Annotated in this window: 11 protein-coding genes; 1 reads left to right on the top strand and 10 read right to left on the bottom strand. The window is 53.6% G+C overall.

Features of this window, described 5'->3' with window-relative positions; translation table 11 throughout:
- Positions 1-79 precede the first annotated feature (79 nt).
- The 3 genes from Dpoa569_RS15095 to trxC form a co-directional block, all read right to left on the bottom strand.
- Positions 80-2,746: a bifunctional acetate--CoA ligase family protein/GNAT family N-acetyltransferase gene (locus Dpoa569_RS15095; RefSeq protein WP_042872414.1), complete on the bottom strand. Its 2,667-nt coding sequence runs from the start codon at positions 2,744-2,746 to the stop codon at positions 80-82.
- A gap of 33 nt (positions 2,747-2,779) precedes the next feature.
- Positions 2,780-3,496, bottom strand: a complete 717-nt coding sequence (locus Dpoa569_RS15090; protein ID WP_042872412.1) for a tRNA-uridine aminocarboxypropyltransferase — start codon at positions 3,494-3,496, stop codon at positions 2,780-2,782.
- Positions 3,497-3,582: 86 nt separating this feature from the next.
- Positions 3,583-4,008, bottom strand: a complete 426-nt coding sequence (gene trxC, locus Dpoa569_RS15085; RefSeq protein WP_042872410.1) for a thioredoxin TrxC — start codon at positions 4,006-4,008, stop codon at positions 3,583-3,585.
- A gap of 242 nt (positions 4,009-4,250) precedes the next feature.
- Between trxC and Dpoa569_RS15080 the strand changes: the two genes are divergently transcribed.
- Positions 4,251-5,351 (top strand): tRNA/rRNA methyltransferase, encoded by a 1,101-nt coding sequence (locus Dpoa569_RS15080; protein ID WP_042872407.1) that lies wholly within the window; start codon positions 4,251-4,253, stop codon positions 5,349-5,351.
- Positions 5,352-5,476: 125 nt separating this feature from the next.
- Here Dpoa569_RS15080 and emrB read toward each other — a convergent pair whose 3' ends face one another.
- From emrB to proV, 7 genes are all read right to left on the bottom strand, one after another.
- Entirely contained in the window at positions 5,477-7,009 is a 1,533-nt protein-coding gene (gene emrB, locus Dpoa569_RS15075; RefSeq protein WP_042872405.1) for a multidrug efflux MFS transporter permease subunit EmrB, read from the bottom strand.
- An 18-nt stretch (positions 7,010-7,027) separates the two neighbouring features.
- On the bottom strand, positions 7,028-8,200 hold the full coding sequence (gene emrA, locus Dpoa569_RS15070; protein ID WP_042872402.1) for a multidrug efflux MFS transporter periplasmic adaptor subunit EmrA: 1,173 nt from the start codon (positions 8,198-8,200) through the stop codon (positions 7,028-7,030).
- 168 nt (positions 8,201-8,368) lie between these two features.
- A complete protein-coding gene (gene mprA / locus Dpoa569_RS15065; RefSeq protein ID WP_042872400.1) occupies positions 8,369-8,881 on the bottom strand; it encodes a transcriptional repressor MprA in 513 nt (170 codons plus the stop codon).
- A gap of 330 nt (positions 8,882-9,211) precedes the next feature.
- On the bottom strand, positions 9,212-10,408 hold the full coding sequence (locus Dpoa569_RS15060; protein ID WP_042872399.1) for an MFS transporter: 1,197 nt from the start codon (positions 10,406-10,408) through the stop codon (positions 9,212-9,214).
- Between the two features lie 231 nt (positions 10,409-10,639).
- Positions 10,640-11,653: a glycine betaine/L-proline ABC transporter substrate-binding protein ProX gene (gene proX, locus Dpoa569_RS15055; RefSeq protein WP_042872395.1), complete on the bottom strand. Its 1,014-nt coding sequence runs from the start codon at positions 11,651-11,653 to the stop codon at positions 10,640-10,642.
- A gap of 121 nt (positions 11,654-11,774) precedes the next feature.
- A complete protein-coding gene (gene proW / locus Dpoa569_RS15050) occupies positions 11,775-12,965 on the bottom strand; it encodes a glycine betaine/L-proline ABC transporter permease ProW (protein ID WP_042872393.1) in 1,191 nt (396 codons plus the stop codon).
- Positions 12,958-14,160 (bottom strand): glycine betaine/L-proline ABC transporter ATP-binding protein ProV, encoded by a 1,203-nt coding sequence (gene proV / locus Dpoa569_RS15045; RefSeq protein ID WP_042872391.1) that lies wholly within the window; start codon positions 14,158-14,160, stop codon positions 12,958-12,960. Before proV ends, proW begins: the two co-directional genes overlap by 8 nt.
- Between the last annotated feature and the right edge of the window lie 826 nt (positions 14,161-14,986).

Here is a 14,986-nt window from a genome sequence, read left to right as displayed (position 1 = left end):
GATGATACCACTACTTGACGGGCCTTGTGAGCAAGTTTTGCTGCCTGTAGCGAGATCTTAATCACAGCGGCATGTCTGGTTATGGCTGTGTTTTTGTGTCAAATGGCAGTTCCAGCGTCACAATGCCGTCTTCCAATTGCACATCAACGTGAAAGCCCAGTTTTTTGGCCAGTGTGACCATTCCCTGATTCGTTGGCATGGTGATGCCGCTCAAGCGGCCTAGCCCATGGGAGCGTGCATACTGAATCAGTTTTTCCAGCAATCGTCTGCCCAACCCCAACCCTTTCAGGTCTGAACGCACCAGTACTGCAAATTCTGCGCTGATGTTGTCTGGGTCGGCAATTGCGCGTGTTACTCCGATGATCTCTGGTTCGCCGCTAATATCTGGCCGTACGGCAATAAAAGCCATTTCACGATCATAGTCAATTTGAGTCATGTTGGCTAAATCTTCATGGGTAAACTCATTGATTTCACTGAAATAACGATAGTAAAGGTCTTCACGAGTTACTTTCCCGATAAAGTGGGCCAGCAGCGGTTCGTCTTCAGGCAGAATAGGGCGGAACAAACAGGATGAGCCGTCTTTGAGCTGGACAGTTTCTTCCAGTTCCTGCGGGTAAGGACGAATAGACAGACGCGACTGTGGATCGCCGCTGAAAGGTGTCAGATGTAACGTCACATCCAGCAGTGTGAACGCCTCGCCGGAAGCCAGCAGCGGATGAATATCCAGACGTGCTATCTCCGGGCAATCCAGAATCAGGTTGGAAACCTGCACCAGCAAGCGGCTTAAGGCTGGAATATCCAGCGGCTTGAGGGCACTTTGGCTGCGGATTTTTCCACTTTTCAGCGCCTGGACAATCAGATAACGCGCCAGCGCCATATTCAACGGCGGCAATGCTACTGCTGCCTGGGTTTCCCGGCTCCACGCTGTTCCACCTTCACCCAACATGATGATTGGGCCGAAGATAGCATCCTGCTCGACGGCGATGCGTAACTCCAGCGCGCCGGTGCGATTCGCCATTCCCTGTACCAGCAGTCCATGAACACGAGCTTGCGGATTGGTGTGCCGGACTCGCTCCAGCATTGCTTCCGCAGCCAGTTGCACCTCTTGCGCGTTTTGCAAATACAGCATCACGCCCTGAATTTCCGATTTGTGGGGAATATCCGGCGAGCGCAGTTTAAGTGCGACGGGATAGCCGATTTTTTCAGCAATGTATACCGCTTCGGTACTGTCGCCGGCAATCCAGGTCGGCAAGGTATTCAGACCATAAGCTTGCAGAATCGGCTGGACTTCATGAGTATCAAGTCGGGTGGTGCCCTCTTGCAGCGCCTGACTGATCAGCTGGTGTGCCTGTGCGGTATTGGCGGTGAGATCCGATGGCAGAGCCGGGGTTTCCTTCAACTGTTTCTGGTTACGGCGGTATTCAACGATATGCATGAATGCCGTTACCGTACCTTCCGGTGTGCGATAGGTTGGGATTCCTGCCTCGTTGAACAGACGACGCGCTTCCTGTGAAGAGAATTCGCCGCACCAGTTGGTCAGCAGCGTGATGCGCTTACCGCGCGGGTGTTGCTGCAATAACTGAATCAGGCTTTCAGCACTTTCCGTGCCGGGCGCAGCCGCACTTGGCGCGTGGATGAGCAGTAACGCATCATAATCGTCGCTATCCAGCAGCGCCGACAACGCTGCCAGATAGCGTTGAGGTGTGGCATCGTCGCGCAGGTCCAGCGGATTGCCGATAGTGACGGTGTCGGGTAACACCGCGCGTAAGGCCTGTTGAGTTGGTTCGCTCAGTGTTGCCAGCTTGCCCTGACGGGCAATCAGCTGATCCAGCGCCTGCGCGGCAGGTGATGCGCCATTGCTGACAATCAACAGACGTTCGCCGCGTAGTGGACGCAGATGGCTGAGCGTTTCCACCGCTGAAAACAGTTCATGGGTATCTTGTACCCGCAATAGTCCGGCGCGCTGGATAGCGGCATCGTAGGCGGCGTCCAGCCCGTGCTGACCGTCATGCAACAGTTGTTGTGCTTGTCGGCTACGCCCGCTTTTAATCACCAGAATCGGTTTATTGCGCGATGCGCTGCGCGCTGCTGAAAGAAAACGTCGGGCGTCGCTGATGTGTTCCAGATGCAGCAAAATAGCGCTGGTTTTGCCGTCTCGCGCCAGAAAATCCAGCAGGTCATCCACGTCAATATCCAGGCTGTCGCCAAGCGCGATAAAGTAAGAAAAGCCGATGCCACGCTGTTGCGCCCAGTCCAGTATGGTGTTGGAGACTGCTGCCGACTGGGAGATAAACGCCAGTTTACCTTTTAAAATCGGTACCGGTGAAAAGCTGGCGTTGAGTCCCTGCCAGGGTGCCAGCAAGCCTAAGCTGTTTGGCCCCAGCAGTCGCATAGCATAGCGGGACGCACAATTTTTCAGTTCAATGAATTGTGATGGTGGAGCGGAGAGCACAATGACGGTTTTACAGCCTCGTTGTCCTAGTGCTTCCAACAGCGACAGATTACGGTCAGCGCGGGTGCAGATAACGGCAAGGTCAGGCGTCATGGGCAGGTTGGCGACATCGCGGTACGCCAGTACCCCACACACTGCCTTGTATTTAGGCGTGACCGGTAGTACCGGCCCGTTAAACCCGCCGTCAAGCAGGTTTCGCATCATCAGGAAACCGGCTCGTCCCGATTTTTCCGACGCGCCGATCACCGCAATCGAACGGGGACGCAGCAGTGCTTCTAATCCGCGCTGGCTCATCAGTTACTCCTGTTGGAAGACACCTGATTGATCTTAAACGTCTGTTGCCGATTTTGCTGTGACAGTGGAGGTAATTTTCTTTTTCGCGTGATGTGCTTTGCCTGCCAGATAATGGCGACGAAAACGGTCAAAATGCTCCGCCAGTGCCTCGGCTGCATCGTTGTCGCCGGCCTGGCGCAATAGGGCAATGGCGATTTCCGCCGTGCAGTGCTGCCCGGCGCTGCTGGCCTCCCGCAATTGATAGCTGGACAACGCATCCACACTCAGCGACAGGATCGGCAACGTATCGAGGTACGGGCTTTTGCGAAACATTTTGCGTGCTTCGGGCCAGGTGCCATCCAGCATCACGAATAGCGGTGGTTTACCGTCTGTGGGGAGTTGATGGCAAACCTGACGGTCACTTTTATCGTCGTCTGCCAGAAAGACCAGCCAGGGTTGATACTCTGCTGTTTGCAACGTGGCGAGCAGCGTGGGATCCGGTTCGGTGCGAGACCATAGAAATGCCTCGGTTTGCGGCAGGACATCGGCAATCAGGCGGCCGGTATTGCTGGGCTTTAGCGGTTCGGTGTCGAACATGACCAGACAGAAGTGGCTGCGGGCGGTACGCGGTGATAGGGTGTCACACAGGCAGTGAACTTCCGGCAGCAGACAACGCTGACAGCGGATTACGCGGCAACCGCGGGCGCGAAAAGGTCGCGTGGAGAGAGCAAGGCGTTGCTGGCGCAGACGCAGGACAGCGTTACCGGTCATGATTTTCCGTTAAAAAGCGACATTCTAAACGACCGGACGGCTGACCTGAAGCCCCGTGTATTGCGGGGCATCTGGCGAGGCATAATTTATAGCGATTCGTTAAGCCAGCTCTCAAAAGGCGCTTTGGGCATGGCGCCGTTAAGCATATCAATCATCTTGCCATGCTTGAACAGCATAATGGTAGGAATGCTGCGGATACGGAAACGAGCGCTCAGAGCGGGTTCAGCTTCAGTGTTGACCTTAATAAATCGAATTTTGCCGCCATTTTCGTCAGCGACGCTTTCAAATACTGGGGCAAAATTGACACAGGGTCCGCACCAGGGCGCCCAGAAATCCACCACCACCGGCAGATCGTCTTGCAGCAATGTATCCAGCGTCTTTTCCGTGGCGTTAATGACTTCCCCACTGAAGAGTGGCTGACCGCAGCGACCACATTTGGCCTTATGATTATCATTAATGCGTTCTTCCGGCAGTCGGTTGGTCGCGTGGCAGGATGCACATACCGTATTCATAAACGGGCCTCATGTAGCAAAAGGACTGGAATCAAGTGTACTGTTGATGAAAATGCGCCCATCGTGCGTGAATAGAGCAACAATGGTGATGCGAAAACAGCATAAGTATGAAGAGCGCGTTGAGCGTCAACAAGGTGTTTTACCCAATGGTTACAATAGTTAGTGACTTTTATGATCGGGTTGGTGGCTAAGCGGGTGGACATAGGGTAATCTTCGCGCCCAGCGCGTAGGTGGAGAAGAGCATGAGCGATACATTGAGTGGAAAGGGCGGTAAAGTCCGTGTCATGTACGTCCGTAGTGAGGACGGGGATGAGAAGAGCAAGCCGAAACGTACGCCGGATAAGCGGCGTGGTGAAGGTGACAACAACCGTAGCGGTGCTCGTAAAGGGCGTGATGGCTCGCCACGCAGTGGGCGAGATAGAGACAATAAAGAGAATGCCGGACGCGGCGGCAAATGGCGCGGTGAGTCGGAAAGGCGTGAGCGCCCACGTAGTGAGCCAACTGAGTATGCCGATTCTCCCTGGAAAACGGTATCGCGTGCGCCCACAGAGGAGCCGGATCACGGCGGTATCAGCGGCAAGAGCCAGATTGATCCAGAACAGATTCGCCGCCAGCGGGCGGAAGAAACCAGAGTTTATGGCGAGAACGCTTGTCAGGCGTTGTTCCTGAGTCGTCCGGAAGCGATTGTACGTGGCTGGTTTTTGCAGGAAGTGACGCCGCGTTTTCGTGACGCGCTACGCTGGATGGCGGCCAACCGCAAGGCTTACCACGTGGTGGAAGACGACGAGCTGGTTCGTGCGTCCGGCACAGAGCATCACGGCGGCGTGTGTTTTCTGATCAAGAAACGCCGTGGTCTGGATGTCGCGGCTTACCTGCGTGAGGCGGGGGAAACTGACTGTGTGCTGGCGCTGGAAGATGTGGGTAATCCACATAATCTGGGCGGGATCATGCGTAGTTGCGCGCACTTTGGTGTGAAAGGCGTGCTGGTCAATGATGCATCGCAGTTGGAGTCTGGTGCTGCGGTGCGTACGGCAGAAGGCGGTGCTGAGCACGTGAAAGCAATCAGTGCCGAGGGTCTGGTTGATGCGCTGGCGCAGTTCCGCGATGCCGGTTACACCATTGTTACCACCTCCAGTCACAAGGGCACCACGTTGTCGAAAACCTCGTTGCCTGCCAAAACAGTGATTGTGCTGGGTCAGGAAGGTGATGGTTTGTCCGACAGCGCCTGGCAACAGGGTGACGTCAAGGTGTCGATTGACGGTACCGGCAATGTGGAAAGTTTGAATATTTCGGTGGCGACTGGAATCTTACTGGCAGAATGGTGGCGGCAGAATCATAGCTAAGTCTATTCAATCCGGTGATAAAAAACAGTCATAAAATAAAAAGGTGGCCAGGCCACCTTTTTGTTTTTGTATCAGGTTGGGTCAGCTTTGTATTGCTTTGGGTCAGCGTAGTTCTGTGTCAGGACTTAGTGAGCGCCGCTCGCTGAGTGGCTGCCGAATGGTGGTTTGGCGAACCATACCAACACGATCAGCATGACAAAAACCCCAGCTGACAGCCAAAAGATCTCGTTGGCGCCAATAATCAGCCCTTGTGCCGTGATCTGCTGGGCCAGATAACTGGATACCTGCTGTTGGCTCATTCCCATAGCTTCCAATTGCTGATAGGTCTGCTGTGCCAGCGGGTTATAGGGATTGATTGCCTCACTCAATTGTGAATGATGCAATGCTTCCCGGCGTTCCCACAATGTGGTGGTGATCGATGTGCCGATAGAACCCGCCAGCGTACGGGCAAAATTCGACAGGCTGGAGGCGGCCGCCATACGCTCCGGCGGCAGCCCGGAGAGCGTGATGGTAGTCAGCGGCATAAAGAAACAGGCCACGGCGATCCCTTGCACGAACTGTGGCCATGCTGATGCGCCGAAATCCATTGCGGGTTCGAAGGTATAAGTCCGCCAATAGAAACAGATCGCATACATGATGAAACTGAACGTCACCAGACGGCGCATATCCAGCTTATGCATGAATTTACCGATGATCGGCGATAAGATTACCGGCATCAGGCCCACTGGCGCAGAGGCCAACCCGGCCCAGGTGGCAGTGTAACCAAACACGACCTGCAACAATTGCGGTAACAACACTATCGCGCCGAAATAGAGCATGAACGCCAGACTGGTACACAGGCAGCCGATGGTAAAGTTACGAATTTTGAACAACGACAAATCAACCACCGGGTGATCGTCCGTTAGCTCCCATACTACCAGTACGGTTAGCGAAACTACGGCAACTACGGTCAGCACTATGATTTCTGTCGAATTAAACCAGTCCAGCTCTTTGCCGCGGTCCAGCATCATTTGCAGGCTGCCAATCCCTGCCGCCAGTAGAATCAGCCCAATCGTGTCGATGGGGCGGATTTCGGTTTTGGTTTCCCGCCCGCGTAGGGTTTGCAGGGTAATTAACACCACCAAAACGCCCAATGGCACGTTGATGAAGAAGATCCATCCCCAGTGGTAGTTGTCGCTGATCCAGCCGCCAAGGATCGGGCCGAAGATTGGCGCAACCACCACCGTCATTGACCACAGAGCCAATGCAATGCCCCTTCTGGCCGGCGGATAGTTATTTAGCAGCAGGCTTTGGGATAATGGAATGATCGGGCCAGCGACCAGACCCTGCAACATACGAGAGACTATCAGCATTTCCAGGCTGGTAGACATGCCACATAGCCAGGAAGTCAGGGTAAACAATATGGTGGCCCAGACAAACAGGCGTACCTCGCCGAACCGTTTAGCCAGCCAACCGGTGATAGGAATAGAGATGGCGTTTGCCACCCCGAAAGACGTGATGACCCAGGTGCCCTGCGAGTTGGACGCCCCCAGATTTCCGGCGATGGTCGGAATGGCTACGTTGGCAATGGTTGAGTCCAACACCTGCATGAACGTCGCCAGCGACAGGGCGATCGTCATCAGAGCCAGCGTCATGCCCTCAAGCGGTTTTCTTGTCACGCTGCTCTCCTTCTGAGGTTAGTCAGCGTTAGCGCCGATGATCTGATCGATCATCTGGTTGACTGGCGTCAGGTCGAGATCCAGTGCGTCACTCTGGTAGGCCGGTGTTGTACGGCTCGCGTCGGAAAGCACTCTACCATCGGTATTCGCGGTATCCACACTCACCAACATCGACAAACCAATGCGCAGCGGATTATCAGCCAGCTGTTTCGGGTCTAACTCGATCCGGACCGGTAGACGCTGTACGACTTTGATCCAGTTACCGGTGGCATTCTGGGCAGGCAGCAGCGAGAACGCACTGCCGGTACCCATATCCAGGCCGACCACCTTACCTTTGTACACCACGCTATCGCCGTAAAGGTCACTGGTGACGGTTGCAGGCTGGCCGATGCGCATATTGGCTAGCTGGGTTTCCTTAAAGTTCGCGTCAACCCACAGCGGTGCTGCCGGTACGACGGCCATCAGGGATGAGGACGGGGTAATGCGGGCACCCAACTGCACGCTACGACGAGACACGTAGCCATCAACAGGACTGACGATATTCGTGCGTTTCAGCGCCAGCCAGGCGTTACGCAGGTCGGTCGCGGCTTGTGCGATAGCTGGTTGCTGCTCCAACGGCGTGTTGAGTACCAGTGCCTGGGCGGCGGCATATTGCTGTTTAGTGGCTTCCAGCGAGGCTTTGGCGCTGGAGACCTGATCACGGGCATGTTGCAAATCTTCCCGTCCGATAGCATTCGCCCGCCCCAGCGCTTCACGGCGGTTCAAGTCACTGATGGCTTGATCCAGCGTAATCTGTTGCAACTCGATATTTGCTTTGTACTGACGGACGTTGATCATCTGCTGATGAACCTGACGCACGCTGTTCGCCAGCGTGGTCTGCGCACGTTCAAAGGCCTGCTCGGAATCGGTTGGGTCAAGTTCAATCAGAACATCACCTTTTTTAACGAAGTCGGTATTATCGACGTTGACGCGGGTAACGCTGCCGTTGACCTGCGACATAATTTGAATCTGGTTGCCAGCGACATAGGCGTCATCGGTTTCCTGATGGTGCTGCAATACCAGATACCAGTAGGCGAACCATGCACAGCCAATAAAGAAAAACAGGATCATCAACAGGGTGAGAATTCCTTTACGCGTTTTTCTGGGTTTCGGTGGCGTGTGTGGGGTCTGCGTTTCCACGTTGGCACTCATGATGCTCTCCTAATTAGATTTCTTTTTTTTCAGCCTTTCATGGCCTTTGATTGCCGTTCATGGCGGTATCATTGCAGTGACGGTTTTTTAAACGCGGCACTACCTGCGAACCGTCAAGGTTTGCATGGCAACGATGGTGGTAGTCTTTGTCTGAGTCGATACAGGGGGTTAAATACCGTCCTGATCCATTTCGTCAAGGCGGAATAACAGCTTGCGCATCAGCACTTCCAACTGTTCTCTTTCACTCTCATCAAGAACCGAGCAGAGAATTTCCAGGCTTCGGTGTTGAGGTGGCAGCAGTTCGTCCAGAAACGCTTTACCCTTATCGGTCATGTACAGATACAGGCAGCGACGATCACTGTCGCTCTCACGTCGCTCTATCCAACCGCGTTTTTCCAGTTCATCGGCGATGCGGGTGGCGTTGGTGCGAGAAGAACCGAGTGCAGCGCTCAGTTCAGAGGGCTGAATGCAGTAATTTTCCTGTGACTCCAGCGTAATCAATGCCATAAACAGGGTTTCATTGATGTCCTGTTCTTTGAGCATGTGGTTACGGTGTTCCAGTATTTTGGTTTGCATATGCAGAAACAGACGCAGCAGCAAGACTTCCCGGTAAGGGAAATCCGGGCGGCGTGAAGCCCGCATACGTAGCATGTCTTCAATTGGAGCGAATGAACTTTCCATAGATGTCAACCTCATTAATCACGACCTGCATAGTAACGAATGTTACTATGCAGGTAAATGCGAGAGACTTGTCGATTAGTGCTTATTTCAGTACTGGTCGAAAAAAGCGCAAATTGTGTAGCCTGCCGCCGCTTATTGCCTTCTAACTGTGTGAACGGCATTAGCCCGTCATATTCTCTGAATCCATTTCAATACCGTGTCGCAGTATATACTGGAACAGAAAATTGATGGTTCTTGCCGGTAAACCAATCAATAATACTAAACTATTTATCGCGTGCCGCCTTTATACTGACACGGCTTTACCCACGACACATTGATAGTGGACATCACTCAATGTGCCTCTGTCGATGATTCATAACGATGGCCTCGCCACCATACCAGTAGCCCAAACAGGCTCAGCATCCCTCCGGCACATGATACTCCCAGCCAACCGAAATGCTGGTAAGCGTAGGCGGAAACCAGCGATCCGAATGCGCCGCCGATAAAATAGCTGGTCATGTAACCAGCAGTCAGGCGGTTGCGTGCGTCCGGCAACATACGGTAAATCACGCTCTGATTAGTAACATGCGTCCCCTGAGCTGCCATATCCAGCACCACGATGCCTATCAACAGTGGTACCACGGCATTGACGCCTGCGGCTATCGGTAACCACGACAGTACCAGCAGCAGCCAGCCTAACGTTGTGGAGAGTTTGGCTTTTCCCTGATCCACCAGTCGGCCTGCCCGGCTGGCAGCCAGAGCGCCAGCCGCGCCAGCCAGACCGAATAACCCGATTACGCCTTCGCTGTAGTGGTAAGGCGCGGCGGAAAGCAGAAACGCCATTGACGTCCACATGATGCTGAAGTTGGAGAATGAAATCGCACCCAGTAACGCGCGAGTGCGCAGCACGCGGGAACTGCCGAATAACGTGAAGATGGATATCAGTAGCTGCAGATAATTTAGATCGGTGGATTGCTGATAACGCGGCAGTGTGCGCCACAGCAGTAATGCCATTCCCGTCATCAACAGGCTGGCGACCCAATATACCGTACGCCAGTCTCCCAGTGATGCCAATGCGCCGGCCAATGTTCGGGCCAACAATATCCCCAATAGTAGCCCGCTCATGATAGTACCGATGACCTTACCGCGGCTTTCCGGCGAAGCCAGAGTGGCGGCCAGCGGTACCAGAACCTGTGCCACGACCGAGAACAGACCGGTTATGGCGGTGCCGGTTACCATCATCCATAACGAAGGAGAGCTGGCGGTGATCAACATTCCTCCTGCCGCCAGCAGAGTCATGCCGACAATTAAGCTACGGCGCTCGAATCGGTCGCCTAATGGCACCAGAAACATCAGGCCGCAGGCGTAACCCAGTTGGGCGGCGGTGACGATAAAACCGGCTTGATTAGTTGACAGGCTGAAGGCCTGAGCGATGGCATTCAGCAATGGCTGAGCGTAATAGTTGCTTGCGGCGGCCAACCCGGTGGCGGCGGACATTAGCAAAGTCAGTGCCGGAGTCATGCCGACGGAGGTAGTAGATACAGACATGTGGAGTTGTTAACTTGGTGTTGCATTCGAGTGGTTGAGCTAGTATTGAACAGTCACGTCAGAGAATCCAGCAATATATCTTATAAATTCTTCGGGGAATAATCAGGTGTCTTATCAGCGTGGCTGGCAGGGTTCGCTATCTTTCGTGGTGGATAAGCAATCAGAAACAGCGAGGATACCCACGCGGGTATCCTCGCTCAATAAAGAGGCTGTGACATAAGCGGTAGCGACTTACTTCGCTGCGGTGCGGGCGGAGTTAACCCAACTGTCAAACTGTGCCTGATGCGCTTTAATCCAACCGTTGACGTGGCGCTCTATATCATCCTGAGACGATTCACCCTGATGCATACGCAGGTTCTGGGCATTGATGTCTGCGAGCGGCAGTTTCATGACAGCGAACAGTTTGGCCGCAGCCGGGTTTTTCTTAGCCCAATCCTTGTTGGCGATGATACGCATATTGTTGACCGGGAAGCCGTAGTTAGCGCCGTTTGGCAACCGGGTATCGGTATCTTTCTGTTTTCCGGGCAGTGAGGAGAACGGTACTTGTAACCACACCACATCACGCCCTGCTACCAGTACGTCGCTTACCCAGTAGGGTGTCCAGGTGAAATACAGAATAGGGTTGCCCTGTTTGTAGCGGGCGATGGTATCGGCGATCAGCGCCGCATAGTTGCCCTGATTTTGGTTGACGGTATCACTTAATCCGTAAGCCTGAATCTGGTGACTAATCACGCTGTCACAGCCCCAGCCGGGGTTACAGCCGGTCAGGTCCGCTTTACCGTCGCCGTTGGTGTCGAACAACTTAGCCAGTTTCGGGTCTTTAAGCTGATCCAGACGGCTAATGTGATACTGCTCCGCCGTTTTCTTATCGATCAGATACCCCTGCGCCGCGCCAGAGACGTAGACTCCCTGACGATAAAATTTGGCGTCGCCGCCAGCGGCCTGATACATGTCGTCATGCAATGGTTGCCAGTTGACGGTGCTGAAGGTAGCGTCGCCATTGGCGATCGAGGTGTAACCGACGTTGTAGTCTACTTCGCTGGGTTTATCGACGGTATAACCCAGTTTTTCCAGCGCTTTGCTGACCAACAGCGTCTGGAAGGTTTCTTCAGAGAGGGTACTTTGCACCGGTTTGACGGTGATTCCGTTGCCGGGATGGTTGTTGTCGGGAAGATTGTCGGCGGCAAACAGGCCGGTACTCAGTACGGTAGTCAGGGCAAGTGTCGCCATGCTGATATTACGCATACAGATAGTCCTCATGTTGTCTTCAATACGTGGTCGTAAGCGGCGTACGGACTCGTGTATCAGAGCGTGCAGTTGGCGGTGCCAGCTACAGGTTTAGTTAGATTGTGCTGCCTGAGTGGGATCAGGCGCGGAGTTTGATGAAGGGGCGCGCCAGTAACCCCAGCGGTCCGTGGTGGTACCAATGACGGTTGCTGCGGCTGCGCGCGTCGCGTCCCAACGATTGGGTCAGACGATCCAGAAGGATTGCCAGAATCACAATGCCGACCCCGCCGACGGATGCTTGTCCCATGTCGAGACGACCTATGCCGCGTAGCACCATTTGTCCCAGACCGCCGACGGCAATCATCGATGCGATTACCACCATCGATAACGCCAGCATCAGCGTTTGGTTGATACCCGCCATGATGGTTGGCATCGCCAGCGGTAATTGTACTTTGAACAGCATCTGGCGCGGACTGGCACCAAAGGATTGCGCAGCTTCCACCAGGTCTGCCGGTACCTGACGGATACCAAGTATGGTCAGACGTACAATCGGCGGCAGGGCGAAAATAATGGTCACAACGACCCCCGGCACATTACCGATGCCGAACAGCATCACTATCGGCACCAGATAGACGAAGGCCGGGGTGGTCTGCATGGCATCCAGTAGCGGACGTACCATGCGGGCTGCGCGATCGCTGTGCGCCAGCCAGATACCTAACGGCAAGCCGATGATGATGCAGAAGAACAGTGCGGTCAGCACCAGCGCCAGCGTCACCATGGCCTGTGACCAGGCGCCGATGGCACCGATAACGACGAGCGACAGCAGTGTCGCCACGCCCATGCCGAAGCCGGATATCTGCCAGGCCAGCAGTGAGAATACCAGAATGGCGACCGGTGCCGGCAGACCGGTCAACAGTTGCTGGAAACTGGTAAGAATCGCATCGACGGGTACGCGGATACCCTGAAACAGTGGGCGAAAATGCAGTACCAACCCGTTGATGCCTTCGGTGACCCAGTGATCCAGCGGCACCAGCGTATGGCGGAATGGGTCCATCAGGTTAATGTGTTCCTGTGTCGGCGCAGGCGCGTTCAGCCAGTCGTTTCCATTCTGGTGTACGTCATTGGCGGCGGGCGGCGGTGTCTGAGTCCAGGGGTCGGTAGTATTATCCTGTGCCGGAGGGGTTGCCGGCGCGGATGACGCTGCCGCCCAAGGGTCAGTTTGCGCCGGCTGGCCTGATGAGCCGCTGACGGCGACGTGGCTGCTAGCGGCGCTGGCCGTTGGGTCCGGCATCTGGGTTTCCTCCCAAGGATTTCCTGTGGTATCAGTCATTTAGCGTATTCTCCTTATCCAGTGCCTGGAGCAGCATCCCTTTGGAGATAATGCCCAAATATTCATGGTGTTCACCCACAACAGGTACTGCACAGGGGGCTTGTGCCACCTGGGATATCAGCTCATTGAGCGACATGTCTGCAGGAACCGGCGCAGGAGCAGACAGTAGTGCCTGTTCCAGCGGCTGCTTATCACGCAATGCCTGTTTGAGTGAATCGATGGAGACTACGCCGATAAATTTGCGCCCTCGTTCCAACACATAGCCGTACTCGCGATCCTCTTCTTGCAGGATCTTAAGTGCGGACCGCGGGCCGACGCCCGGCGTTTTACGGATTAGCGTCACCGGACGCCGGCGGGCGATGTCTTTGGCACTGAAGACGTGGCTGATATCCACACCACGGAAGAAGGTACGCACATAATCATTAGCCGGATTGTTCAGAATCTCATCCGGTGTACCGACCTGAATCACCTCGCCGCTATTCATGATGGCGATGCGATCACCGATGCGCATCGCTTCGTCCAGATCGTGCGATATAAACACGATGGTGCGCTGCTGGTGTGCCTGCAGTTTAATCAGTTCATCCTGCATTTCGGTGCGGATCAACGGGTCAAGTGCTGAAAACGCTTCATCCATCAGCAGGATGTCGGGATTGTTGGCCAGTGCGCGAGCTAACCCGACACGCTGACGCATTCCGCCGGAGAGTTCGTCTGGGTAAGCGTTGAGGTATGCCTCCAGACCAACTTGCTGCAGGGCGCTCAGCGCTTTCTGCTCACGTTCCTGACGAGGCACCCCAGCTAAATCCAGGCCGAATGCGGTGTTGTCGAGAATGTTCAGGTGGGGCATTAGCGCGAAAGACTGAAACACCATGCTGATCTTTTTGCGACGAACTGCGCGCAGTGCGCTGTCCTGCAAACGAGAGATATCCTCGCCGTCGATCAGGACCTGACCGCGGGTGGGTTCTATCAGGCGATTGAGAAGGCGTACCAGCGTAGATTTACCGGAACCGGATAACCCCATGATCACAAAAACTTCGCCTTCTTCAATAGCCAGACTGGCGTTTTTCACTCCTACCGTCAGGCCGGTTTTCTCAAAAATCTGCTCTTTGCTCAGTCCTTGTTCTAGCAGCCTGAAAGCCCGATTGGGGTGCTCGCCAAATATTTTGTACAGATGCTTTACTTCAATTTTAATTGCCATGTAATTACGTGATTCCTGTATGGTTTAATTTTTTATCGCAACCTCAATTGTGAATGAAACTTTTTATACCCTAACCATAAATTGACGGTGTGACAACCCTTGGTTCGTCGGGTTGTACGAATGATTTATCATTTTCATGGTGATATTTTATTTTCGATTAATTTAAGTTTGTAAAGGGAGGGAGGTGATTTTTATTCGTGGGTTTATTTGTTTTATTATTGATTTGTGAGGTTTTTTGATTTGTTTTTTGTGTGTTTATTGATTGCTTTATTGATTATATTTTTAATTTATTCATGGTGTTATGTGATTTTATTAGAGTGGGTGATAATGTGGTGATGTTTGCGTGTAATTGCGCGTGCTGATTAATAAATGGCTGTTGGTTTTTATTTTTTTAGTGATGGTTTTAAACGGGGCGATGGATTGGGAAAGGATAATACCAGGATAATCTAGCGTGAAATACCCAACTCTCCTGGTTAAATATTAAGATAATTCTTATTTATATTCTCTGCATAATTCGAATGGCTCTTGCGTTGTGGTGACAACATTAATCTCCGATGGTTGAACGATTGTGCCAACGCTCAGCTAACTGGAATATGGCAGAGCAATGTATGCAGCCGATTAAGAGACGGTACACACAATCGCTGTACTGCTTGCCTGTTCCAGTATGATTTGCGGGCCGACATTTCTTTGAGTAAGCGAAGTCGCAGGGGGGCTTGCCACATGCTGTGATAGCAGACACTGACAACCCCCTTTGTTTTCCAGCCGGAACTGCGCCTGACGGATCAGCACGCAGCTGACCGACAGGCGTTACTCAGTTATTCGTGGT

It is taken from the genome of Dickeya poaceiphila, assembly GCF_007858975.2.
Taxonomy (GTDB): Bacteria; Pseudomonadota; Gammaproteobacteria; order Enterobacterales; family Enterobacteriaceae; genus Dickeya; species Dickeya poaceiphila.
Note: the sequence above shows the minus strand (reverse complement) of the source record. Positions and strands in the feature narration are given on the sequence as shown.

Coding starts and splice junctions, on each gene's coding strand:
- Dpoa569_RS15095 (WP_042872414.1), bottom strand. CDS start 2,746: ATGAGCCAGCGCGGATTAGAAGCACTGCTGCGTCCCCGTTCGATTGCG.
- Dpoa569_RS15090 (WP_042872412.1), bottom strand. CDS start 3,496: ATGACCGGTAACGCTGTCCTGCGTCTGCGCCAGCAACGCCTTGCTCTC.
- trxC (WP_042872410.1), bottom strand. CDS start 4,008: ATGAATACGGTATGTGCATCCTGCCACGCGACCAACCGACTGCCGGAA.
- Dpoa569_RS15080 (WP_042872407.1), top strand. CDS start 4,251: ATGAGCGATACATTGAGTGGAAAGGGCGGTAAAGTCCGTGTCATGTAC.
- emrA (WP_042872402.1), bottom strand. CDS start 8,200: ATGAGTGCCAACGTGGAAACGCAGACCCCACACACGCCACCGAAACCC.
- mprA (WP_042872400.1), bottom strand. CDS start 8,881: ATGGAAAGTTCATTCGCTCCAATTGAAGACATGCTACGTATGCGGGCT.
- Dpoa569_RS15060 (WP_042872399.1), bottom strand. CDS start 10,408: ATGTCTGTATCTACTACCTCCGTCGGCATGACTCCGGCACTGACTTTG.
- proX (WP_042872395.1), bottom strand. CDS start 11,653: ATGCGTAATATCAGCATGGCGACACTTGCCCTGACTACCGTACTGAGT.
- proW (WP_042872393.1), bottom strand. CDS start 12,965: ATGACTGATACCACAGGAAATCCTTGGGAGGAAACCCAGATGCCGGAC.
- proV (WP_042872391.1), bottom strand. CDS start 14,160: ATGGCAATTAAAATTGAAGTAAAGCATCTGTACAAAATATTTGGCGAG.